The sequence below is a fragment of the Tenacibaculum sediminilitoris genome (assembly GCF_964513795.1).
Lineage (GTDB): Bacteria > Bacteroidota > Bacteroidia > Flavobacteriales > Flavobacteriaceae > Polaribacter > Polaribacter sediminilitoris.
Window position 1 is genome coordinate 1 of record NZ_CAZEQR010000002.1, and the last position, 24,701, is coordinate 24,701.

General features: G+C 31.9%; 23 protein-coding genes and 1 other RNA gene. 7 read left to right on the forward strand and 17 right to left on the reverse strand.

The genetic code is table 11. The features are described from left to right. Window positions 1–159 (forward strand): integrase core domain-containing protein (locus tag ACKTSW_RS00555; RefSeq protein WP_408023416.1); only part of this gene is annotated, 159 nt, incomplete at its 5' end. A 57-nt stretch (window positions 160–216) separates the two neighbouring features. On the opposite strand, the gene ACKTSW_RS00560 is transcribed toward ACKTSW_RS00555, so the two are convergent. The 4 genes from ACKTSW_RS00560 to ACKTSW_RS00575 form a co-directional block, all read right to left on the reverse strand. After that, window positions 217–2,997, reverse strand: coding sequence for a bifunctional aconitate hydratase 2/2-methylisocitrate dehydratase (locus ACKTSW_RS00560; protein ID WP_408023326.1), 2,781 nt, complete (start codon window positions 2,995–2,997; stop codon window positions 217–219). A 291-nt stretch (window positions 2,998–3,288) separates the two neighbouring features. Then, window positions 3,289–3,599: RNase P RNA component class A (gene rnpB / locus ACKTSW_RS00565), an RNA gene on the reverse strand. 182 nt (window positions 3,600–3,781) lie between these two features. Next, on the reverse strand, window positions 3,782–4,906 hold the full coding sequence (gene dnaJ / locus ACKTSW_RS00570; RefSeq protein ID WP_408023327.1) for a molecular chaperone DnaJ: 1,125 nt from the start codon (window positions 4,904–4,906) through the stop codon (window positions 3,782–3,784). Window positions 4,907–4,982: 76 nt separating this feature from the next. Then, complete coding sequence (locus ACKTSW_RS00575) at window positions 4,983–5,543, reverse strand: nucleotide exchange factor GrpE (protein WP_408023328.1); 561 nt, start codon at window positions 5,541–5,543, stop codon at window positions 4,983–4,985. A gap of 211 nt (window positions 5,544–5,754) precedes the next feature. On the opposite strand from ACKTSW_RS00575, the gene ACKTSW_RS00580 reads away from it, so the two are divergent. Beyond that, complete coding sequence (locus tag ACKTSW_RS00580) at window positions 5,755–5,946, forward strand: hypothetical protein (protein WP_408023329.1); 192 nt, start codon at window positions 5,755–5,757, stop codon at window positions 5,944–5,946. A 138-nt stretch (window positions 5,947–6,084) separates the two neighbouring features. Here ACKTSW_RS00580 and murA read toward each other — a convergent pair whose 3' ends face one another. Genes murA through ACKTSW_RS00595 form a run of 3 tightly spaced genes read right to left on the reverse strand, consistent with a single transcriptional unit; the run spans window position 6,085 to window position 10,414 of the window. Continuing rightward, window positions 6,085–7,398 (reverse strand): UDP-N-acetylglucosamine 1-carboxyvinyltransferase, encoded by a 1,314-nt coding sequence (gene murA / locus ACKTSW_RS00585; protein ID WP_408023330.1) that lies wholly within the window; start codon window positions 7,396–7,398, stop codon window positions 6,085–6,087. Beyond that, entirely contained in the window at window positions 7,399–8,037 is a 639-nt protein-coding gene (locus ACKTSW_RS00590) for a DUF4290 domain-containing protein (RefSeq protein ID WP_408023331.1), read from the reverse strand. Between the two features lie 46 nt (window positions 8,038–8,083). Further along, a complete protein-coding gene (locus ACKTSW_RS00595) occupies window positions 8,084–10,414 on the reverse strand; it encodes an ATP-dependent helicase (protein ID WP_408023332.1) in 2,331 nt (776 codons plus the stop codon). Between the two features lie 230 nt (window positions 10,415–10,644). Here ACKTSW_RS00595 and ACKTSW_RS00600 point away from each other — a divergent pair, with 230 nt between their 5' ends. From ACKTSW_RS00600 to ACKTSW_RS00610, 3 genes are read left to right on the forward strand one after another with little or no spacing between them, the layout of a single operon-like run. Next, on the forward strand, window positions 10,645–11,262 hold the full coding sequence (locus ACKTSW_RS00600; RefSeq protein ID WP_408023333.1) for a SatD family protein: 618 nt from the start codon (window positions 10,645–10,647) through the stop codon (window positions 11,260–11,262). Then, the gene (locus ACKTSW_RS00605; RefSeq protein ID WP_408023334.1) at window positions 11,259–11,972 is read left to right on the forward strand and encodes a DUF3307 domain-containing protein; all 714 of its coding nucleotides are present in this window, start codon (window positions 11,259–11,261) and stop codon (window positions 11,970–11,972) included. Before ACKTSW_RS00600 ends, ACKTSW_RS00605 begins: the two co-directional genes overlap by 4 nt. Next, on the forward strand, window positions 11,962–12,474 hold the full coding sequence (locus tag ACKTSW_RS00610) for a DUF7935 family protein (protein ID WP_408023335.1): 513 nt from the start codon (window positions 11,962–11,964) through the stop codon (window positions 12,472–12,474). Before ACKTSW_RS00605 ends, ACKTSW_RS00610 begins: the two co-directional genes overlap by 11 nt. 203 nt (window positions 12,475–12,677) lie before the next feature. On the opposite strand, the gene ACKTSW_RS00615 is transcribed toward ACKTSW_RS00610, so the two are convergent. Both ACKTSW_RS00615 and ACKTSW_RS00620 read right to left on the reverse strand, forming a co-directional pair. Then, complete coding sequence (locus ACKTSW_RS00615; protein WP_408023336.1) at window positions 12,678–13,514, reverse strand: sulfurtransferase; 837 nt, start codon at window positions 13,512–13,514, stop codon at window positions 12,678–12,680. 19 nt (window positions 13,515–13,533) lie between these two features. Beyond that, window positions 13,534–14,859 (reverse strand): dicarboxylate/amino acid:cation symporter, encoded by a 1,326-nt coding sequence (locus ACKTSW_RS00620; RefSeq protein ID WP_408023337.1) that lies wholly within the window; start codon window positions 14,857–14,859, stop codon window positions 13,534–13,536. A gap of 132 nt (window positions 14,860–14,991) precedes the next feature. Here ACKTSW_RS00620 and ACKTSW_RS00625 point away from each other — a divergent pair, with 132 nt between their 5' ends. Continuing rightward, window positions 14,992–15,642 (forward strand): DUF937 domain-containing protein, encoded by a 651-nt coding sequence (locus ACKTSW_RS00625; RefSeq protein WP_408023338.1) that lies wholly within the window; start codon window positions 14,992–14,994, stop codon window positions 15,640–15,642. 86 nt (window positions 15,643–15,728) lie between these two features. Beyond that, complete coding sequence (locus ACKTSW_RS00630; protein WP_408023339.1) at window positions 15,729–16,040, forward strand: DUF6787 family protein; 312 nt, start codon at window positions 15,729–15,731, stop codon at window positions 16,038–16,040. Between the two features lie 19 nt (window positions 16,041–16,059). Here the strand turns inward: ACKTSW_RS00630 and ACKTSW_RS00635 are convergent, their stop codons facing one another. From ACKTSW_RS00635 to ACKTSW_RS00670, 8 genes are all read right to left on the reverse strand, one after another. Continuing rightward, window positions 16,060–16,920 (reverse strand): mechanosensitive ion channel family protein, encoded by an 861-nt coding sequence (locus tag ACKTSW_RS00635; protein ID WP_408023340.1) that lies wholly within the window; start codon window positions 16,918–16,920, stop codon window positions 16,060–16,062. Continuing rightward, on the reverse strand, window positions 16,920–19,628 hold the full coding sequence (locus tag ACKTSW_RS00640) for a DNA gyrase/topoisomerase IV subunit A (RefSeq protein WP_408023341.1): 2,709 nt from the start codon (window positions 19,626–19,628) through the stop codon (window positions 16,920–16,922). Before ACKTSW_RS00640 ends, ACKTSW_RS00635 begins: the two co-directional genes overlap by 1 nt. An 18-nt stretch (window positions 19,629–19,646) precedes the next feature. Further along, a complete protein-coding gene (locus ACKTSW_RS00645; RefSeq protein ID WP_408023342.1) occupies window positions 19,647–19,844 on the reverse strand; it encodes a hypothetical protein in 198 nt (65 codons plus the stop codon). Window position 19,845: 1 nt separating this feature from the next. After that, window positions 19,846–21,702, reverse strand: coding sequence for a DNA topoisomerase IV subunit B (locus ACKTSW_RS00650; RefSeq protein ID WP_408023343.1), 1,857 nt, complete (start codon window positions 21,700–21,702; stop codon window positions 19,846–19,848). A gap of 92 nt (window positions 21,703–21,794) precedes the next feature. Continuing rightward, entirely contained in the window at window positions 21,795–22,013 is a 219-nt protein-coding gene (locus ACKTSW_RS00655) for a hypothetical protein (RefSeq protein WP_408023344.1), read from the reverse strand. A gap of 26 nt (window positions 22,014–22,039) precedes the next feature. After that, window positions 22,040–22,510, reverse strand: coding sequence for a thermonuclease family protein (locus tag ACKTSW_RS00660; RefSeq protein ID WP_408023345.1), 471 nt, complete (start codon window positions 22,508–22,510; stop codon window positions 22,040–22,042). A gap of 3 nt (window positions 22,511–22,513) precedes the next feature. After that, complete coding sequence (locus ACKTSW_RS00665) at window positions 22,514–23,431, reverse strand: hypothetical protein (RefSeq protein ID WP_408023346.1); 918 nt, start codon at window positions 23,429–23,431, stop codon at window positions 22,514–22,516. Between the two features lie 6 nt (window positions 23,432–23,437). Further along, a complete protein-coding gene (locus ACKTSW_RS00670) occupies window positions 23,438–24,700 on the reverse strand; it encodes an MraY family glycosyltransferase (protein WP_408023347.1) in 1,263 nt (420 codons plus the stop codon). Between the last annotated feature and the right edge of the window lies 1 nt (window position 24,701).

Here is a 24,701-nt window from a genome sequence, read left to right on the forward strand (position 1 = left end):
ATTTATAAATGTAATAATGGAAAGGAACTTAAACAATTAATTAAAGAGTCTATAAATACATATAATAACAAAAGACCACATTTAAGTCTTAACATGAAAACACCTAACTTTGTACATAACAAAAAAACCAGAGAAGTTAACTTCTCTGGTTCAATATAATTTTTTAAATAACTGTCAACCTATTTTAGGACGACTCAATAAAATAATTTGATATAGCTATGAACTTACTAATTGTTTTTGAGATGGTTTGAATTTCGTTAAAACGATGCCATCAACTGCTTTTTCATATTCTTTCATAGTAGGGGTTCTTCCTAAAATTGTAGATAACACTACTACTGGTGTAGATGATAATAAAGACTCTCCTTTTTTCTCTCCTGAATCTTTTACTACTCTTCCTTGGAATAAACGTGTTGATGTAGCCATTACTGTATCTCCTGGTTCTGCTTTTTCTTGGTTACCCATACATAAGTTACATCCAGGACGTTCTAAGTATAACATGTTTTCATACTTCGTACGTGCTAATCCTTTTGGTGCATTATCATCAAATTCAAACCCAGAGTATTTTTGTAATACTTCCCAATCACCTTCTGCTTTTAACTCATCTACAATATTGTATGTTGGAGGAGCAACTACTAACGGAGCATTAAACTCTATTTTTCCCTGTTGCTCTTCAATATTTTTCAACATTTGGGCTAAAATTTTCATATCTCCTTTATGAACCATACAAGACCCTACGAAACCTAAATCTACTTTTTTAGTTCCTCCATAGAATGATAATGGGCGAATGGTATCGTGTGTATAACGCTTAGATACATCTTCGTTATTTACATCAGGATCAGCAATCATTGGTTCAGCTATTTCATCTAAATCGATTACTACCTCTGCATAATATTTAGCGTCAGCATCTGGTTTTAATGCTGGTTTAATTCCTGTTTTAACCTCTTGGATTCTAGTATTCGCTTTATCAACTAAACCTTTTAATACTTGTTTATCATTATCCATTCCTTTATCAATCATGATTTGGATACGGTTTCTAGCAATTTCTAATGATTCAATTAATGTTTCATCTTCTGAAATACAGATAGAAGCCTTCGCTTTCATTTCTGCAGTCCAGTCAGTAAATGTAAAGGCTTGATCTGCTGTTAATGTACCTATATGCACTTCAATAACTCTTCCTTGGAACACATTTTCTCCATCAAATTGCTTTAACATTTGTTGTTGTGTTGCATGAACTACGTCACGGAAGTCCATAAAACTTCTCATGTTTCCTTTAAATGTTACTTTAACAGATTGTGGTATTGGCATTGTTGCTTCTCCTGTTGCCAAAGCTAACGCTACAGTACCAGAATCGGCACCAAAAGCTACTCCTTTAGACATACGTGTATGTGAATCTCCTCCAATAATTATATCCCAATCACTAACCGTAATATCGTTTAATACTTTATGAATTACATCAGTCATTGCAGGATATTGTCCTTTAGGATCACGTCCTGTAATTAAACCAAAGTCGTTCATAAACTTCATTAATCTTGGAATATTTGCTTTTGATTTATCATCCCATACTGAAGCTGTATGACAACCTGATTGGTATGCACCATCAACTATTGGTGAAATAACTGTAGCAGCCATCATTTCTAATTCCTGAGAAGTCATTAATCCTGTAGTATCTTGAGAACCTACAATATTAACTTCTACACGTGCATCAGAGCCTGCATGTAATGTTTTTCCTGGAGTTGTTCCTACTGCATTTTTATTGAAGATTTTTTCAACTGCAGTTAAGCCTTGTCCTTCTACAGAAATTTCTTTAGAAGTAGCATATACTTGAGGAACTTCAATTCCTAATACTTTAGCTGCAAATGTTTGTAATTTCTTACCAAAAACAACTGCATAAGAACCTCCAGATTTAATAAACTCCATTTTTTGCGGAGTTAATGCTGCTGAAATATCTTTTAATTCTTTATCTCCGTTGTATAATTTTTTAGTCTTTGTGTTAATTGTAAGAACAGTTCCTGTTTCTACAGAATATTCTTGCTTTAAAACAGGCTCTCCATCTTCATCTACAATTGTATTTCCTTCAGCATCTTTTTGCTTAACCCAGTTTTTAAGATCAATACCGATACCACCTGTTACACCAACTGTAGTTAAAAAAATTGGAGAAATACCGTTAGTTCCTGCAATTACAGGTGCTATATTGATAAATGGAACGTATGGACTTGATTCAATACCTGTCCATAAAGCCACGTTATTAACACCTGACATTCTAGAAGAACCTACTCCCATAGTTCCTTTTTCAGCTACTAACATCACACGCTTGTCTGGATGTTCTTCTTTTAATGCTAACAACTCTTTTTGCATATCTTTATTATGCTCAAAAATAGACTGTCCATGTAATTCACGATCAGATCTTGAGTGTGCATCAGCACCTGGAGATAATAAATCTGTTGATATATCTCCAACTCCAGCTATGTATGTAACTACTTTAATTTCTTCTTCTACCTCAGGTAGTTTTGTAAAAAACTCTGCTTGTGCATAGCTCTCGATAAGCTGTTTGGCTATTTCATTACCTGCTTTATAAGCTTCTTCTAAGCGTTCTGTATCTGCTTCGTATAAGAATACTTGAGTTTTCAACACTTTTGCAGCTTCTTCAGCAGTAATCATATCATTGCCTAAAGCTAAATCAAGTAAAACTTCAATAGAGGCTCCTCCTTTCATATGCCCTAGTTGTTCTAAAGCAAAAGCAGGAGTTATTTCTTCTACTACAGATTCACCAAGAATAATCTCTTTTAAAAATTTAGCTTTTACAGCGGCAGCACTTGTTGTACCAGGTAAAACATTATAAATAAAGAAATTAAGAGAATCTTCTCTGTAAGGATTGTTTACACCTTTAATTTGTGAGATGATTTCTGTTAACAATTCACTTCCATCAATTGGCTTAGGGTGAAGCCCTTGTGCTTTTCTTACTTCAATCTCCTTTAGGTAATCTGAGTATGTATTCATAAAAAGTTTTGTTTTTAAATTATTGATAAGGAAATAGTATAAGTTACTATCTATTAAAACTAATTTTTCTTCAGCTTTATCCTGTTATTTTTTGCTTAGCAAAAGTAGTATTTTAACCTTAATTTTAAAAATAAACAACAAAACAGCTAAAAAAACAAATTAATTTAATTTGAAAAGCCACTTTTTAAAAATATCTCAAAAAAACAAATAAAAAACCACCTAATAATTATCAAATTGATAATTCACCATTTTTAGAAGATTTAAAAAAAATGGTATAATGATTCTAAATAGGAAAAAAGCAGACCCATAAGCTGGATTCTGTTCCTTATAAAATAAGGCTCTTATCATTTATCTAGTTCTGAAATTACTCTCAGAATCAATCTGCCTACCCCTTAGAATCGCGCGAGTAGCGCTCAATCTCTAATGTACATGGCATTGCACCGCATAGAGTTTACCTGGTTTCACTACAGCATTACCTGTACATTCTTTCTGTTGCACTTGTCCTCAGTTTACACTGGACGGATGTTATCCGCTATGCTACTCTATGGTGTCCAGACTTTCCTACTTATAATTAATATAAGTCGATAAGATAGGTCTGCTATTTATAATTAAATAATAGGTTCACACCTTCATTCATAAAAAAACCCACTCAAAAGAATTGAGTGGGAAAATTGCTATGAAAAAGAAAAAGTGTCTAGAACGTCTCCTAGACACTACAAATATATAACTGTTTTTCGTTTAAAAAAAATTTTTTTAAAAAAAAATTATCTTTTTTAAGATTTTTTTAAGAAAACATGTCTTTAACCTTTTCAAAGAAAGATTTGTCCGACTTCTGCGGGTTTGGGCTAAAGTTCTCATCTTCTAGCATTTCCTCAAAAAACTTGCGTTGATCTTTCGTTAATTCTTGTGGTGTCCACACATTTATATGAATTAAGAAATCTCCATGTCCGTAACGTTCAATACTAGGTAGCCCTTTTCCTTTTAAGCGTAAAATTTTACCAGATTGAGTTCCTGGATCTATCTTAATTTTAACTTTTCCTGTTACTGTTTCTATTTCTTTTGATATTCCAAGAACTGCTTCTGAAAAGTTTATATATAAGTCGTAGTGAATATTGCTTCCTTCACGCTTTAAGTTCTCATGTGGTACTTCTTCAATCAACACTAATAAATCTCCTGGAATAGAGTTTTTACCTGGTGCTTCATTTCCTTTTCCTCCTACTTTTAATTGGACTCCTTCTGTTACTCCTTCTGGAATATTGATAAAAACGGTTTCTTCTTTTACTATCATTCCTTGTGCATCTGCTCCACTTGGTTTCTTATCTAGCATTTCTCCTGCTCCTTGACAAGTAGTACAAGTAGTGGCTGTTTGCATTCTACCTAAAATAGTATTGGTTACACGCATTTGCTGTCCGCTACCATTACATGTTGAACACGTTTTATAAGTTACTCCATCGGCTTGAACCTTTCTACGAACTTTTACCTTCTTTTCAACTCCTTTTGCAATTTCTTCTAAAGTTAGTTTTACACGAATACGTAAGTTGCTACCTTTTACTCGTGCTTGACGGTGACCACCACCCCCAAAACCTCCGAAACCACCTCCAAAAGCTCCTCCGAAAATATCTCCAAACTGGCTAAATATGTCGTCCATATTCATACCTCCTCCACCGAAGCCTCCTTGACCTCCTTCAAAAGCAGCATGACCGTATTGATCATAACGAGCTTTTTTATTTTCGTCACTTAATACCTCATAAGCTTCCGCCGCTAATTTAAATTTCTCTTCGGCTTCTTTATCGTCTGGGTTTTTATCTGGATGGTGCTTAATTGCCATCTTACGATATGCCTTTTTAATTTCAGCTTGAGATGCTGATTTTGATATTCCTAATATTTCGTAATAATCTTGTTTTGCCATAACTTTTAATGTTCAATTATCAGTAAACAGTTATCTTAACTACTAACAACTAATAATTCTATTAATGATAATTGTTTTACGCTTGCCCCATTACTACTTTAGGATGGCGAATAATTTTATCTCCTAACTTATATCCTTTCTCTACACAATCGATAATTTTTCCTTTTAAATCATCTGTAGGGACTGGTATTTGTGTTATTGCATCGTGTATTTCTGCATCAAAATCATCTCCTTTTTTTACTTCTATTTCTGTTAGTCCTTTTTGAGTTAGGATATTTTTGAACTTTGTATTTATAAGCTCTATACCTTTTAATAATTCAGAGTCTTCAGATTTTCTAATTTCTACCAAACCTCTATCAAAATCATCCATAATTGGCAGTAAAGCTGTCATTAATTCTTGACTCGCTGTTTTAAAAAGCTCTATACGTTCTTTTGAAGTACGTTTTTTATAGTTCTCAAACTCTGCAAACAAACGTAAATATTTATCTTTTTCTGCTTGAATTAATTCTTCTGTTGATGGTTCTTCTTTTGCTTCAACATCCTTATTTTCTAGAATTTCTTCTTGATTCTCTCCTAAATCGCCATTTTTGATAGCGTCATTAATTTCGTCTTCTTTTGTATATTGGTCTTTACTCATTGTAAATCGTTTCTTGTATTTAACACCTTAGGGTTTACAAGAATACTGCCAATAAGGAAAATATGTCATTATGACATCACAGGTACTATTTTAACATCGTTAAAAAAACAAACGATAAAAGAAATGTTTATTTATATTTTGTTCAAACATTTCAATATTATATATTTATAAAAATTTTAATTAACATATAACATTTAAACAGTCCCTCATTATGAAACAGAATTTTTTAAACATTTCAGGAGTTTCTATTCTTTCTAAGAAACAACAACAAAACTTAACTGGTGGTGTAAGTATTGATCTTAGCAATTGTGGATGTGATTGTGCTGGTAGAGTAACTGGACCTTTATATTGCCATAAATACTTTGCTTGTACACAACAGTATACTTGTAATGAAGAAATGTAATATAGTTTACATTTAAAAAAACCTGTTATCTTAAGATAACAGGTTTTTTTATATTCTTACTAACTGGTTAAGTTGATTTACATCAAAACTTCTTTTACTTTCTAACCCATTTTTAATGATTAGATACTTCTATCTAACTTAATATTCAAGCCTTTCAACCTTAGCTCCAATCGATTTTAAACGAGCTTCAATATCTTCGTAACCTCTATCTATCTGTTCAATATTATTAATAATACTAGTTCCTTTTGCTGAAAGTGCAGCTATTAGCAATGAAATACCCGCTCGAATATCTGGTGAAGTCATTTTAGTTGCCTTTAATTGTGACTTAAAATCGTGTCCAATTACTGTTGCTCTGTGCGGATCACATAAAATTACTTTCGCTCCCATATCAATTAACTTATCAACAAAAAACAAACGACTTTCAAACATTTTTTGATGAATTAGCACCGTTCCTTTTGCTTGGGTAGCTACTACTAAAACGATACTTAATAAATCTGGTGTAAATCCTGGCCAGGGAGCATCAGCGACAGTAAGTACCGACCCATCAATATAACTTTGTATTTCATAGTTTTCTTGCTCTGGAATATAAATGTCGTCTCCTTTTCTTTCTAACTGAATTCCTAATTTTCTAAATACATTTGGAATTTGCCCTAAATCATTCCAACTTACATTTTTAATTGTTAATTCAGAACGTGTCATAGCAGCCATACCTATCCAACTACCTATTTCAATCATATCTGGTAAAATGGTATGTTCACAACCTCCTAATGATTCTACTCCTTCAATGGTAAGTAAATTAGAGCTTACTCCAGAGATTTTTGCTCCCATAGAGTTCAACATTTTTGATAATTGCTGAATGTATGGTTCACATGCTGCGTTGTATATTGTTGTAACTCCTTTAGCTAATACAGCTGCCATAATAATGTTAGCAGTACCTGTTACAGAGGCTTCATCTAATAACATCTCCGTACCTACTAAGCCTGTATCTGTTTCTACTCCATAAAAGTATTCTTCACGATTGTAACGAAATTTTGCACCCAGATTTATAAAACCTTCGAAATGGGTATCTAAGCGACGGCGTCCTATTTTATCTCCTCCTGGACGTGGAATATATCCTTTTCCAAAACGAGCTAATAAAGGACCAACAATCATGATAGAACCTCTTAATGAACTACCATCTCTTTTAAATTCTGATGACTCTAAGTATTTTAGATTGATATCATCTGCTTGAAAACTATACGAGTTTTTAGATATTTTTTCTATTTTAACTCCTAATTCTCCTAAAATAAAAATCAGTTTATTGACATCAATAATATCAGGAACGTTATTTATTATTACTTTTTTTGAAGTTAATAACACCGCACATATTACTTGTAATGCTTCATTTTTTGCTCCTTGTGGTGTTATTGTTCCTTTTAATTTGTGACCTCCTTCTATTTTAAATGATGCCATTTACTTTTTTCTATATTTAGTATTTAATTTTCCTTTTGAATTACTTTTATGTTGACCTTGGTTAGTACGCTTTCTTAATAAGCTTTTACTATCTGTTAAATCTTCTTCGATGTCTCGAATATCAATTTTTCCATCAGACAATTCATATAAGTGATCAAAAATCACATTATCATCAACGGTATCTTTATTCCAGTTTAAATAGCATTTTTTCATGTGATTCGCAATAGTAAATACCAAAGCTTCTTTCATTTCACCTTCCTCCCATGTTAACGCAACATCAATCATTGTTTGAATATTCGTTCCATAAAAACGATATTTTGATGCTGATTTGGGGTATGGTAATCTCTCTGGAGATTCTTGTAACTCCTCCTTGGAAGGTGTTTCGTATGGAGAATCTACATCTAACTCAAAATCTGCCATTATATGTAACTGATCCCACAGTTTATGCTTAAAATCTGGCACATCTCGTAAGTGAGGTTGTAAATTTCCCATAACATCAATAATAGCTTTAGCCATTGTGTTTCGTTCTTCTTTATCTTCTAAAGCGATACAATGGTTTACTAACTTCTGTATATGCCTTCCATATTCTGGGATAATTAATTTGGATCTTTTCGAATTGTATTCTAAATCAAACGTCATTTCTCTATATTTTATCTATGCAAAATAGGTAATTATTATGAATTAACTACCCGATTACTTTCAATTTTGCAAATTGTAATAATAATTTCTTTTTACCTACGGTACTAAACTCTATTTCTGCCTTTTTATTGGGTCCTTTTCCTTCTAAAGCTAACACTCTTCCTGTGCCAAAACGATTATGTTCTACTATATTACCCACTGTGATTTCTCCATCAAATAAATTCATTTTTGGGTTCATTTCTGAAACCTTTGTCATTTTACTTTTTGGTGGAACCATGTTTGGCTTTTCCTTCTTTGCTAAAAACTCTTTTCTTTTTTTCTGGATTGGTTTTTGAAAACGAATTTTCTGTGGAGTATCATCTTCAAACAAACTCGCATCAATAAATCTATTTACTGATGGTTCGGGTGTTTTAGGGGTTAAATACTCTAAGTATTGCTCATCTATTTCCTCTAAAAATCTACTAGGTTCTCCATCGGTTAATTTACCCCAACGATAACGTGTTTGTGCATACGTTAAATAAGCTCCTTTTTCTGCTCTTGTTAATGCTACATAAAACAAACGACGTTCTTCTTCTAACTCACTACGAGTATTCATACTCATAGCAGAAGGAAATAAACTCTCTTCTAACCCAACAATGTACACATACGGAAATTCTAATCCTTTAGATAAGTGAATCGTCATTAATGAAACTCTAGGTTCTTCATCTTGTTTATCAGAATCAAAATCAGTTGCTAGCGCAACATCTTCTAAAAATGATGTTAACGAAGCGTCCTCTCCTGTTTCTATTTTATCGGTAATGAAGTCTTTTATTCCGTTTAAAAGTTCTTGAACATTTTCAACCTTATTAACTCCTTCTGGCGTTCCGTCTTTTTGTAAATCTTTTACAAGTTGTGTTTGTTTCACCACCAAATCGGCAATTTCAAAAGCGTTTTTTGTTTGTGTTTCTATTTGAAAACGCTGAATCATGTTTACAAAGTTTTGCAACTTTGTTTTGGTTCCAGAATTAATATTAATATCTATAGCACTGATATTCTTTAAAATATCGAACATTGATTTATTGTAATGATTCGCTGCAATGGTTAGTTTATCTAACGTTGTGGCTCCAATTCCTCTCGCCGGATAGTTGATAATACGTTTTAATGCCTCTTCATCATTTGGGTTGATTAAAATTCGTAAATACGATAATAAATCTTTAATTTCTTTACGTTGATAGAATGAAATCCCCCCGTAAATTTTATATTTAATATCTTTTTTACGCAATGCATCTTCTATTGCTCTCGATTGTGCATTGGTACGATACAGAATAGCAAATTGATCACTTGTAAGCTGGTGATTCATTTGATTTTCCCAAATAGATTGTGCCACAAAGCGCCCCTCTTCACCATCAGAAATAGTTCGCATTACTTTGACACTATCTCCTGCATCATTTGCTGTCCAAATTTCTTTATCTAACTTGGTTTTATTCTTGTCTATTACACTATTCGCAGCTCTAACAATATTACTTGTAGAGCGATAGTTTTGCTCTAATTTAAATGTTTTTACATCTGGATAATCCTTTTGGAAATTCAAAATATTTTGAATGTTTGCTCCACGAAATCCATAAATACTTTGAGAGTCGTCTCCTACCACACAAATATTCTGAAAACGATCTGCCAACGCGCGTACAATTAAATATTGTGAATGGTTGGTGTCTTGGTACTCATCCACCAAAATGTAGCGAAAACGATCTTGATATTTTGCTAATACATCTGGAAAACGAGCTAATAGTTCGTTGGTTCTTAACAATAAATCATCAAAATCCATTGCTCCAGATTTAAAGCATCTATCAACATATTCTTTGTATATATCTCCTACTCTTGGACGGCTAGCTTCTAAATCGGCTTGTTGTAAGTCAGAATTATTAAAATAAGCTCTAACCGTTATCAAGCTGTTTTTGAAAGAAGAAATTCTACTTAAAATTTGCTTTGGCTTGTATCTATCTTTATCTAAATTCGCTTCTTTGATAATTGCCGTTATCAATCGAACTGAATCTTGTGTATCGTAAATCGTAAAGTTTGACGGATATCCTAATCGGTCTGCTTCAGAACGTAAAATACGTGCAAAAACTGAGTGAAAAGTTCCCATCCAAAGGTTTTTAGCTTCACTATAACCTACTACCTTGCCAATACGATCTTTCATTTCACGGGCAGCTTTGTTAGTAAATGTTAATGATAAAATATTAAATGCATCTACTCCTTGCTCCATCAAATAGGCAATTTTATAGGTCAACACTCTCGTTTTACCCGATCCTGCTCCTGCTATAATTATCATTGGGCCGTCTTTTTGTAAAACAGCTGCTCTCTGTGGTTCGTTAAGTTGCTCTAAATAAGTACTCAATGGAAATTAAATTGAAAGTATTTTAAAAATGGAAAATTAACCAATCTTTTAGGTTTTTTAAAGATTCTGAGCCTTTTTTTATTCACTAATTTTAGATGCCATTAATTCTACTTAAAACCCGAATTAATTAATATTCGCCTTAAAACCCTTATTTTTAAACATTCGTTTTAAAAGCCGAATTATTTGGTGTTTTAAATTCAAAAACTTATTTTTACTTAAATTTTAGATACATGACAAGTGTAATTACAGGTGATATTATCAATTCTAGAGGTGTTTCTGTTAAGACATGGCTTCCTTTACTTAAAAAATCTTTTAACTCTATTGGAGAAACACCGAAAACATGGGAACTTTTTCGTGGAGATAGTTTTCAAATTGAAATTGAGAATATTACTGAAACGTTATTTTTTGCTATTGAACTAAAAACTAACATCAAGAAAATAAAAGATTTAGACATTCGTTTAGCTATTGGTGTTGGTGATAAAAGTTTTGATACTGAAAAAATTACAGAAGCCAATGGTGAAGTTTTTATCAACTCTGGATATGCTTTTGATTATTTATTAAAAAAGCAAAATTTAGCCTTGAAAACACCTTGGGAGGATATTAATGAAGAATTTGAAGTTTCTTTGGGTTTAAGTTTATTAATTATGGACAACTGGACAACTAATTCTGCTGCTTTTGTACATATGTATTTACAAAATCTAGAATGTACTCAAAAAGTAATTGCTAAAAAACTAGCTATTTCCGAAAGCAGTGCTAGCGAACGAAGAAAGCGTTCTGGTTTTGATGAAATTATGAAACTAGAAAAACGCTATAGAAAACTGATGAATCTGAAACGAAACAACTTATGATGCTGTTCTTAAAACTACTCGTCGCTCATTTATTAGGCGATTTTGTGTTTCAACCTAAAAACTGGGTAAAAAACAAAGAGAAGAAGAAAATAAAATCTTCAAAGTTATATATTCACATAGGTGTTCACATAATTTTATTACTATTATTATTACAATTCAACTCTAAATATTGGAATGTTTTTTTACTCGTAATTGTATCTCATTACCTAGTTGATATCGGAAAATTATATTTTCAAAAGAAAAAAACTAAGCGGTTGTTTTTCTTTTTAGATCAAGCTTTACATTTACTTTTCTTAGGTTTTGCTACATACATATATTCTCCTTTTAAAGTGAATATAAATATTATTTTAAGTAAACAAAACTTATTACTTTTTGCTTGTCTAATTTTTGTTACCTATACTTCTTCCATCATTATAAACACTTTAATATCTAAATGGAATCCAGAAAAAGGTAATAAATCTATAGAACAATCGTTAGCCAATGCAGGTAAGTATATTGGTTTCTTAGAACGCTTATTAATTTTTGTTTTTATTATAATTAACCAATGGGCAGGTGTTGGTTTTTTACTCGCTGCAAAATCTATATTTAGGTTTGGCGACTTAACTGCATCAAAAGACAGAAAGCTTACTGAGTATGTACTGATTGGAACTTTATTAAGTTTTGGATTGGCAATTTTAACAGGACTCGTATATTCGCATTATGGAAGATAAAATTATTGAAGGGATTGCTTATACCCTACCAGCATTAGTAACTGGCGTTGTAGCTTACCTAATTTTAGGTCGCTTTATTGAACAAGATGAAAAAGAAAAAACATTCAATGCTTTAGTTGAAAAAAAACGTGAGAGTTTACCTACAAAACTAAAAGCTTACGAACGTATGTTATTGTTTTGTGAGCGCATCAATCCATCAAAATTACTTTTAAGAGTTAATCCAATAGGAGAGAATATTGATAATTACCTACAACTTTTAATAGCTAATATAGAACAAGAGTTTGAACATAATTTAGTACAACAATTATATATTTCTGACGATAGTTGGAAAGCAGTTTTAACTGCTAAATTTGCCATTATTGCCAAATTACGTTCTAGTGCAGAGAATTCTGAAACAGCTAAAGATTTACGAGAAAACGTATTGATTGACTATTCACAACAAGAAAGTCCAGCTAATACTGCTATTAGCTTTTTAAGGCAAGAAGTAAAAAAAATGATATAAACAATAAGTTACACATAACTAGCTAAACAATACATGTATAATGGTTAATAATATTGATTTATTTCTGTTTCATGATATTACTATTACACTTGTAAACCTTATACCTTTTTAACTATTACTCCATTAACTCCTAAGTAATAAGCATGACTTTCTGAAGTTAAAAACAGCATAACAAGCAATAAAATGCTTCTTTTCATTTTTAATTATTTTTCTATTGGTAACTCTAACCTACTTGCCCATTCTGTCCAAGAACCATCATACACACTATAATTTGTGTTTTTTGATATTTCTGCCCCTAAAGCTAATATACAAGCTGTAATTCCTGACCCACAAGAAAAAATCATTTCTTCTTTTTTGGGGTTTATCTCTGAAAATATTTTTTGAAGTTCTGCTTTTGATTTCATCTTCCCTTTAGTTTGTAGCTCAGTATAAGGCAAACTTTTAGAATGTGGAATATGACCTCCTCTTAAATCTTTTCTAGGCTCTGGTTGAGTAGCATTAAATCTTCCTTTAGAACGGGCATCTATTATAACTTTTTTATGATGAGATGCTTTTAATACTTCCTCCGTATTACTTACTTTACTCTTATTAAAATTAGAAGCAAAGTTTCCTACCGATAATTTTCTCTCTTTTTTAGGCTCTACCTCATAACCTGCCTCTTCCCAAGCAGTAAGACCTCCGTTTAAAACTGCAATATTTGTAAACCCAAATGTTTTAAACAACCACCAAGCTCTTGGAGCTGAGTACACTCCTAAGTTGTCATATACAATTATACAACTATCGTTATTTATACCTAATTGTTGTACTTCTTTTTCAAAATATCTTTCTGAAGGAATTGTATTTGGGTATTTTCCTTGAGTATCTAAAAAGATGTTCTTTAAATCAAAGAAAACAGCATTTTGAATTTGCTGTTTTTCTTTTTTACCGTCTCCTTTAGTTCCTACTTTTTGAATAGTTGCATCAAGAATTATTAAATTATCTGCATGTATGTTATCATATAACCAATCAACAGAAACTATGGATGAATCTACTTTAAGCATTATATAAATAGATTTATCTTTATTTTACTTCATCATAATGATCATCCCAGTTTTTTGGATGTGGCTTACCTAGCTTTCCTACAGATTTCGCTACTAAAGTAGAGACTGTTGCATCTCCTGTTACGTTAATAACTGTTCTACACATATCTAATGGCCTATCTACAGCAAAAATTAACGCTAAACCTATCGCTAATTTATCTGCTGGAAAACCAACTGATTCTAATACTATCACTAACATCACCATACCCGCTCCTGGAACTGCTGCAGAACCTATAGATGCCAACAAAGCTGTTAAAATAATAGTTAACTGATCTGCAAAAGTTAAATCGAAACTTAAGGCTTGTGCTATAAAAACTGCTGCTACTGCTTGATATAAACTAGTACCATCCATATTTATAGTAGCTCCAACTGGTAAAACAAAACTCGATACTTCTTTATCTACTCCAATATGCTCCTCTACTCTTTCCATAGTAACAGGTAATGTTGCTGCGCTTGAACTGGTTGAAAATGCTAATAATTGTGCTGGACTTATTTGTTGTAAAAACCACAATGGATTTTTCTTGGCAAATACACTTATTAAAACCATATAAAAAGCTACTAATATTAACAAGCCTCCAATAACAGTTAAGGCATATTTTAATAAGGCTAATAATAAATCTGGATCATTAGAAGACACCACAACATTTGCCAATAACGCAAATACTGCATAAGGAGCTGTTAACATAATTAAATCGACCATTTTTAAAACTATTTGATTCAATGAATCGAAAAACTTTTTTAATGGTTTCGCTTTTTTCTCTCCAACTAACAACATTGAAATACCTAAGAAAATAGTAAAGAAAATTACTTGTAACATTGCTTTATTATTACCCATTGCTTGTATAGCATTATCAGGAACCATATCTTCTAAAAACTGAAGTGGTCCACTTTCTTTTTGTTTACTAGCTTCAGCTATTTTAGCTTGTACTCCTTCACTATTAGCATAATCAGCTGTTAGCTTAGTGATAGTCTCTTCTGAAATTCCTTTTCCTGGCTCTATTAGATTAACTAATAATAGCCCTACTGTAATGGCTATTACTGTTGTGCCTATATAAATTGATATAGTACGTAAACCAATGTTTTTAAATTTAGATATATTTTTTAAATCTGAAATCCCTTTAACTAATGATGCTATAATTAATGGTACCGCTATAAGTTTTAACAACTTAACAAATATTGTACCTAAAGGCTTTATCCAATCAGACACGAATGATGCTCCACTATCTATAAAGGTCATTCCTACCCCAAATAAAATACCTAAAACCATTCCTATTAAAATTTGCCAGTGTAGTGCAAGTTTTTTCATATAATTTATATATTATTTATTTTTTTAAAAGGCTGTAAGGTAAAAATAAATTTTTAAAAAAAAGTGACTCTTAGTTTCCTTCTTGTGTCTTACTATTTAGAAACTTAGTGCTAACTTTATTAAAACACAAAAATGGCAGGAATTTTAGACTTACTAAACAGCGATACTGGAAAAGCAATTATATCTGGTGTTGCAGGATCAACAGGACAAGACACTAGTAAAACTAGTAGTGTATTAACAATGGCATTGCCTGTTTTAATGAAAGCAATGCAACGAAATGCTTCTACTGAACAAGGCGCTGAAGGATTAATGGGTGCTTTAAATAAACACGATGGTGGAATTTTAGATAATTTAGGAGACTTGTTTAATGGCGGTGTTAACACTGATGTTGTACAAGATGGTAGTAAGATTTTAAATCATGTTTTAGGAAACAAACAACAAGGTGTAGAAAAAGTTATTGGACAAAAAGCAGGAATGGATTCTGGTGCTGTTGCTGATATATTAAAAACTGCTGCTCCAATTTTAATGGGAGTTTTAGGTCAGCAAAAGCGTCAAAGTAATGTTAGTAGCGCTGGTGATTTAAGTGGTTTACTTAGTGGTTTATTAGGTGGAAATTCAACACAAAAAGAGCAGAGTTTTTTAGAGCAGATATTAGATGCCGATGGTGATGGAAGTATTGTTGATGATGTAGCTGGTATGATTTTAGGAAATGCTAATAATAGCCAACAAAAATCGGGAGGTTTACTTGGTGGTTTATTAGGTGGGATTTTTGGAAAAAAATAAATTTTATACGTACATATAAATAATCAAAGGGTAAACATTTGTTTGCCCTTTTTCTTTTAGCTACTTTTGCCGCGATATTAGTATCTATGGAAAAACTAAAACAGCGTTGGGGTATAGACAGTAACTGGGATTTGGCTGCTATTCTTATTGTTTTTGCAATCAATGGTTCTTTTGCTGCACTGGTTGCTAAACCTTTAACTGGCCTATTAGGGTTATCTTCTGAAACTATGAGTCCGTGGTTATATTATCCTCTTAGAATTTTGCTTATTTTCCCTATTTATCAAACTACTTTACCTTTGGCTGGTTGGCTTTTTGGGCAGTTCAATTTTTTTTGGGAGTTTGAGAAGAAGTTTTTAAGTAGATTAGGGCTCAGTTTTTTGTTTAAAAAAAACAATTAAATTTCTTTTTATTTATATACTAGTTAGACATACTAATAATCTTATGAATTGGTATTGGAAGAGAAACTCCTTGTTCTAAAAAACGTTTGTGTACAGCTTCTTTCAAAGCACATTTAGTTTTAAATTCTTGAAAAGGTTCATTCAACCACACATAGGCTCTCATATGAATATGATCTGGGAATACATCAATAACACGAACGTCTACTTGATGTATATCACTCATTACTTGTTCAGGCGTACGGTAATCGATAACAGTTGGTAGTTTAACAGCTTCTTCTTGTATAATTTTTCGTGCTAAATCTATATCAGCTTTTAAGCCTATTTTAAAGTTATTAAAACTTAATACATGAGAATCTTCTATAGTATGATTTAAAACTGAATCTGTACTAATTACTGAGTTTGGTATTATTAGCCGTTTATTTTCAAAGTTATTAATTACTGTATGCCTTAGTGTTATGTCTTCAACAATTCCTACCCGTGTTTCATCCAACTTAATATAGTCACCTACTCTAAACGGACGAAATATGACAATAAAGGCACCTGCTATTAAATTAGAAAGTGCTGCTTGTGCAGCAAAACCTAATATAGCTGCTAAAATACCTGCTCCAGAAAATATTAACGTCGCTTTACTTCTAAATGCAGGTACTGTCATAATTATATAAATGACACTTAAAAGTCCTATTACAAAAGATACTGAATTTCTTAAAAACTGAATACTAGTTCTACCAAAACGATCTTCTTTCTTACTTTTTATTAATTGCCAAATAATTGCTCGTACCAGCCTTGAAATTGCCCAAGACACAAAAAAAACTACACAAATGTATCCTAAAACACCAAAAAAGGTGTCCAAATTGAAACGATAGGGTAAAAACTTATTCATTAAAATAATGCTGTTTGACTTTCGTCATCTTTATCTTTTTTCTTCTTTTGAAGTGCTTTTTCTAGTGCTCTCTTTGCTTTTTCTTCTTTAGATTCTGCAAATTCTTTAGGCTTAGTTTCTTCTATATTCAAAGGTAATATTTCTTTTTTTATTTCTTCTTCTTCATTTACCTCAATATCTTCAACTTTTTTCTCTTCTGGTTCTTCGTAAGGTAATGACGCTAATAAGTTTACTGTTCGTATCTTATCTGAAGTTAATTGATTTCCTTGAGCCTTAATTCCTTTGACAGTTATAAAGTCTTCAAAATTTACCTCTATTTTTTCTAAATTTCTTTTTGAAAAAATCACCTCAGCTACAGGACGGTAATCTGTCGCTATAATTTCTAATTTTGACTTTTCTTCTTCTGATATAAAAAGTTCTTCTTTATCAGGTGTTTCAACTAAAAATCGTTTTACATAATAACGCTCTTTTATTCCGTCAAAATAAATTGCTGAAATTGGTTTGTTTGGTTTCCACTTTTCTAGCACGATTATATCGTTTTCAAAATGCATCGCTAGGTCTGGTGATACTGCTTTAATTTTTCCTGATTGTGTAGCTATTAAAATCTTATCTTCTGCTTTGAACTCACCTAATAATTCGCCTCTACCATCAACATTTAAACGTTGTACCGTATCATCAAACCAAATTTTTCTAGGTTTTAAGGTTGAAACTCCCGATTCTTTAAATTCTACTTTTTTAACAAAATACTTAGTTACTAAATTCCCTCGTACTCCTCGTCCTTTAATAGCTAAATCAGCAAAATCAATATCCCATTTCAATTTTTTTACACTTCCAACTGCTCGCAATAAAATAGTTACCACTTCAGCTTCTCCATTAGAGTTAGCTGTAAAATAAAGCACTTTTGATTTAGTATTGTCATTTGCCAGGTTGTATTCCTTATCACGAGTTACCGATGTTACATTAAAACGCTTCATATATGTAGGGCCCTTTGCTCCATCTCGATAAATCATATTGTAAACCGTTCTTTTGTCTTTTTTCTTAAAAACAGCAACATGAATAATTCCTTTTCCTACAAAAGCTTTAGAATCTACTTTTGTTACCATCATTGAACCGTTATCTCTAAATACAATTATATCATCAATATCGGCACAATCAGTAACATATTCATCTTTCCGTAAGGATGTTCCTATAAAGCCTTCTTCTCTATTCACATACAGTTTTGAGTTACGCATTACTACTTTAGTAGCTATGATATCATCAAAAATTCGGATTTCAGTTTTACGTTCTTTTCCTTTTCCGTACTTTGATTTTAATTCTTTAAAATAGTCTATTGCAAAGTCAATTAGGTTTTCTAAATGATGTTTAACCTCTGCTATTTTTTCTTCTAAACCTTCTATAAATTGTTTCGCTTTATCGATATCGAACTTAGATATTTTCTTAATTCTTATCTCTGTTAAACGAACAATATCTTCTTCGGTTACTTTTCTTTTTAAATGTTTGGTGAAAGGTTTTAACCCTTCATCAATTGCTTCAATTACTCCTTCCCATGTTTCTACTTCTTCTATATCACGATAAATTCTATTTTCAATAAAAATACGCTCTAAAGAAGCAAAATGCCATTGCTCTTCCAATTCGTGTAATTGAATTTCTAATTCACGTTTTAATAACTCTACTGTAAAGTCTGTCGATTTTTTTAGTACCTCTGTTACTCCAATAAATACAGGCTTATTATCTTCAATAATACAACATAACGGTGAAATCGAGTTTTCGCAACTAGTAAATGCATATAATGCGTCAATTGTTTTATCAGGCGATACATTGGGTGGTAGATGCACTAAGATTTCCACATTAGCTGCCGTATTATCTTCAATACGCTTAATCTTAATTTTACCCTTATCATTCGCTTTTAAAATACTATCAATTAAAGAGGATGTAGTTGTTCCAAAAGGAATTTCGTTAATGACTAAGATCTTTTTATCGAGTGCTGAAATTTTTGCTCTTACCCTTACTTTTCCTCCTCGTTTACCATCATTATAATTAGTAATATCTGCTATTCCTCCTGTTAAAAAATCGGGAATAATTGTAAAACTTCTTCCTTTTAAGTATTTTATAGATGCATCTATCAACTCGTTGAAGTTATGTGGCAATATTTTTGTGGAAAGCCCTACTGCAATTCCTTCTGCTCCTTGTGCTAAAAGCATAGGGAACTTTACAGGTAAGTTTACGGGTTCTTTTTTACGTCCGTCATACGAAGATTGCCATTCGGTGGTTTTGGCATTAAAAACAACATCTAGTGCGAATTTTGATAATCGTGCTTCAATATAACGAGAGGCAGCTGCACGGTCTCCTGTTAAAATGTTACCCCAGTTACCTTGCATATCAATTAACAGCTCTTTTTGTCCCATTTGTACCATGGCATCAGCAATTGAAGCATCTCCATGAGGGTGATACTGCATGGTATGACCAACAATGTTTGCTACTTTGTTGTAGCGTCCATCGTCTAAGTCTTTCATTGAATGCATAATACGACGTTGCACGGGTTTAAATCCATCTTCCATAGATGGTACTGCACGTTCTAAAATTACATACGAAGCATAATCTAAAAACCATTCTTTATACATTCCCGTAACCTTGGTTATGGTTTCTGTATTTTCAAGGGGTTCATTTAATTCTTCGTCGTGTTCGTACTTATTGTTTTCTTCACTCATGTATGAATGTTTAAACGTTTATTTTTTACGTTTTTCTTGATTGTTTTTTGCAAACTGCATTACGAATATGAACAATAATGCTGTTACAATTCCTAAGTAAGGTGAAATATTGTTTTTAAATGATAAGTCGCTATAGTCTATTTGCGTAAACCAAGCAGCTAATACAATTCCAAAAAGAATTGATACAATGTTAAAAAACTTTGTTGCTATTTTCACTTTAAATTTCTTCTAAAATATCTAACTCTACCTTTAGGTTATTGATGATAAATTTTTGGCGATCTGGTGTGTTTTTTCCCATATAAAACTCTAGCATTTGTTCTATTGACATATCTTTGTCTAACATTACAGGGTCTAGACGGATATTGTCTCCAATAAAATGAACAAATTCGTTAGGAGAAATCTCCCCTAATCCTTTAAATCGGGTAATTTCAGGTTTTCCTTTTAGTTTGCCTATTGCTGCTTTTTTTTCTTCTACTGAATAACAGTAAATTGTTTCTTTTTTATTTCGAACTCTAAATAGCGGAGTATCTAAAATATATAAATGCCCTTCTTTTATTACTTCAGGAAAGAACTGTAAGAAAAAGGTAATTAATAACAGGCGAATATGCATACCATCTACATCGGCATCGGTAGCTATTACAATATTGTTATAACGTAAATCTTCTAATCCGTCTTCAATGTTTAAGGCTGCTTGTAGCAAGTTAAATTCTTCGTTTTCGTATACAATTTTTTTAGACAATCCATACGAGTTTAATGGTTTTCCTTTTAAACTGAATACTGCTTGCGTGTTTACGTTACGTGATTTTGTTATAGAACCACTTGCTGAATCTCCCTCCGTAATAAACAACGTAGTATCTAAATATCCATCTTTTTTAGTGTCTCCAAAATGTATACGGCAATCGCGTAGTTTTTTGTTGTGTAAACTTGCTTTTTTTGCACGTTCACGAGCTAATTTTCGTATTCCTGATAATTCTTTACGCTCTTTTTCTGCTTGTAATATTTTCTTCTGAAGCTTATCTGCAACATCAGTATTCTTATGTAAGTAGTTGTCTAGTTGTGTTTTTACAAAATCATTGATATAAGTACGAACAGTTGGTAACTCTCCTCCCATTTCAGTAGAACCTAACTTTGTTTTTGTTTGACTTTCAAAAACAGGTTCCATCACCTTGATAGATATCGCAGAAATAATTGATTTACGTACATCTGAAGCATCAAAATTCTTTCCAAAAAATTCTCGTACTGTTTTTACTATAGTCTCTCTAAATGCATTTAAGTGTGTACCTCCTTGCGTAGTATTTTGTCCATTTACAAACGAATGGTATTCTTCTGAATATTGTGTTTTACTGTGTGTAATTGCTACTTCAATATCATCTCCTCGTAAATGAATTATTGGGTACAACATATCTTCTTTGTTATTGTTGTCTTCCAATAAATCTTTTAATCCGTTTTCTGAATAAAATTTTTCTCCGTTGAAAACGATGGTTAACCCTGGGTTTAGGTATACGTAATTTTTTAATAATTTAGAGATGTATTCAGGACGATACTTATAATTTTTAAAGATAGTCTCATCAGCAATAAAAGTTACCTTAGTACCTTTACGACGTGAAGTTTCGTCTAACAACTCTTGGTTGGTTAAATTTCCTTTTTCAAATTCTGCTGTGGCTGATTTCCCGTCACGGTTGGATTCTACTTTAAAGTAAGTTGATAAAGCATTTACTGCTTTGGTACCTACTCCGTTTAATCCTACTGATTTTTTAAAAGCTTTGGAGTCATACTTTCCTCCTGTGTTCATCTTTGAAACTACGTCTACTACTTTTCCTAGCGGAATACCACGTCCGTAGTCTCGTACAATTACTTTACTCCCTTGTACAGAAACTTCTATGGTCTTACCTCCTCCCATGACAAATTCGTCAATAGAGTTATCTAAAACCTCTTTTACCAAAATGTAAATTCCATCGTCTGGTGATGATCCGTCTCCCAACTTACCAATATACATACCTGGTCGCATGCGGATATGTTCTTTCCAATCGAGCGAGCGTATATTGTCTTCGGTATATTGTGTTTCTTGCGTCATAAAAAATCGTGTGAATTGAAGTCTGTGCTAAAATAACACTTCGTCATAAAAAATAAAAAACTCTGTTAATATAGTTATCAACAGAGTTCGTTTTATTTCTTTTTTAATGCTTTCTTCTCCCATTTACAGAGCAACCTTCCATATCGCCTTACTTTTTTCTCTGTACTTTCTTTTATGACTGCTTTACATTGCAATAATCCTCTACAATTTTTTTTAAAGTGATATTTTGTACTTGCAACACTGCTACATATATACACTTTTTTGTCTTCTGCTTTTTGAAATGCCGCTAATACACCTACTGATAGTAGCATTATTATAACTTTTTTCATTTATTATTTTAGTTTGGTTGTTTTCTATATTGCCAAGGTGTGGTTACATTAGGTAATGACCACATACCTATTTTAAGTTGCTTTGCTTTTTTTTCTAACAGGGCATATTCTTTACTTTTTGAATATTTTTTAAAGTGCATTGCCAATCCTTTTTTTACTAAGTTTTTGTTAATATTTTGATGGTTATCAAAATATATTTCAGCAATTAGACGGTTCCAATGCCACTTCCCCTTGTTAACTACTTTAACTGTTTTTCCAAATATACTGTTGGATACAAATTGTTTTGCTTTGGTACTATAAGCTTGTCCTTTTTCTGGACAATCAATATGTGCTAACCTTATATGTATTGGTTTGTTTTGATATAATACCTTTACGGTATCTCCGTCTACTACCCCAATTACTCTTGCACTAAATTCTTTCGGTACTTTTGCCCCTGTTAAAGTTATTAATAAAAATAATAGTATTGTTTTTAGATACATAGTTTACTTGGTAAGAATAAAATCGTTGATAACATCATTTATATGAATAGGTAAATCTGCTCTTTTAATTTGAAATTTCTTCACATTCATTTCTGTTAGCCATTTTTTCCAATACTCTTTTATTACGTCTTCTTCATACGGACTCTTTTTGTTAGGGTTTATTCCTAAAACCAATACTTCAACATTTTCTAAGCTTTGATTCACTGGTAAAAAGCCATAATCTTTCGTTTTAAATTTTTCTTTCCAATTACCTGTATTTAATTTGAAGCTTCTTATTGCTTCTGGAGTTAAATATGAAGTTCTGTTTTGTTGTTTTATGATGCTGTTTTTATGATAGATATACCCATCTGTTAAAACCACTACCACATTCTTATATCCTTCTTCCACACAATAATCTTGTAGTTTTCTTTTAAAGAAACCTCTTATATCTGACCCAACATATTTATCATCTGTAATTGCGGTTTCGTAAATATTATTACAAATTTCGGTATACTTCTTTGAGGTTTTTAGAATTTCGTCTTTGGTTGCATTGGTTTTATCAAACTGTGTTTTGAGTGTTGCTATCTTATCATTTAATTCACTATCTGACGGTGCCGGCTCAACAAACAGCTGTATTTTATCTTTAATTTTATTTGTTCTCTTTCCTCTAATATGATTTTCAAAAGTCTTCGCGACGGATTCGATGTAACCTAAATCTCTTTGATAATATTCCATTGACGGTTCTGGAAACTTCTTAGGGTTTATTCTATCTGATAAATCTAATACTATACTAATATTTAAATTTTCTTTACTCTTGTTTTTATGTTGCTGTGTATTAATTTTTTTTGATACTTCCGCTACTGGGTCTTTTTCTTTTTTATTTGAACAAGAACATATAAAAATTATACCGACTATTAATGATATGAATGTATGTGTTTTCATTTTTCTTTATTTTAATTGAGACTTGTAAATTATTCCTTCTGTGTTTTCATCTGTTAAATCGTATTTAGCTAGATGTTCTTTTTCTACCTCATCACATTTAGAAAGTAATTCATCTCTTCGTTTTAAATCATCAAAATTATCTGTGATGGCTAAGTACCATCCTTTTACATATTCTGCATGATAGGTTAAATATCGTTTGTTTGGAAAAACAAAACCATCAATAGTTCTTTGCAGATTTGCTATTCTCGCTTCAATTCCTGAGATTTCTCCTTTTACACCATTTAATTTTTCGATTGCTTCTGCTATCGATTTTTGTAGGTTTACGATGGTTTCTCTTTTACTTCTAATGAAAGCTTTAATTTTATCTATGTTTTCATACTCTTTCATAATAAAATCAAACACCAGTCCCCAAATTATATAAACTACAAAGCCAGCAAAGATTATCCCCCAAAACTCCACTTTACTAAAGGCTATCGATAAGTTAAACTCAGGTGAATCTGGTGTTTTTGAAAACTCATATATTTTCATTTCTATTAAGTAAGCTAATATGGCATCGAAAATAAAGGTGATGATAAATAGAGCGGCTATTTTTGCGTAAGACAGCCAATTTTTATGCTTTTGAAACATATGTATTAAATACCCAAGCCCCATAAAAGCAAAAGGAATGGTAGCCACAAAAACAGCTTCTAAGACACCATGTTCTAGTGCTTTTGAAAATGATTTTCCATCAAAAATTGCAGTGGACAATTCATCGTTTTCAAAATCCTTAAAGAATGCAGAAAATGAGGCTGATATATAAAACACCAACAAATAGAATGTTATAGGAATGAGCACTATTACCCCTAAATAAAATTGAATTTTAGGTTTTTTATCAACATCTTCTACATACTTTTCTGGATTTTCTCTAACTTCAACTATTTGATGTTCAATCTCTTCAATATTTTCTTCGTCTGCTTTTATACTTTCCTCTAAGATTGCTTTTGCTGTTTGTCTTTTCTTTAGCTCAACTCCTTCTCTTCCTTTTTCTTGTATATGAGGATCTTTTAGTTTTTTTTGTAGCTCTTCGTCTTCTGCGCATTTTCTCTTGTAATCCATATACACATTATTTAAACAAGCTCTGAATACTTTATGATTTCCTGAGGCTTGTTTTGATGATTCGTAACCACTTTCGAAAAAAGTTAGTTTGACATCTTTTGTTTCTTCCTTTACTACTATTTCTTCTACTGGGTTTTTCTCTCTTGTAGTAAATATTTTTTTTAAAGCTTCCATA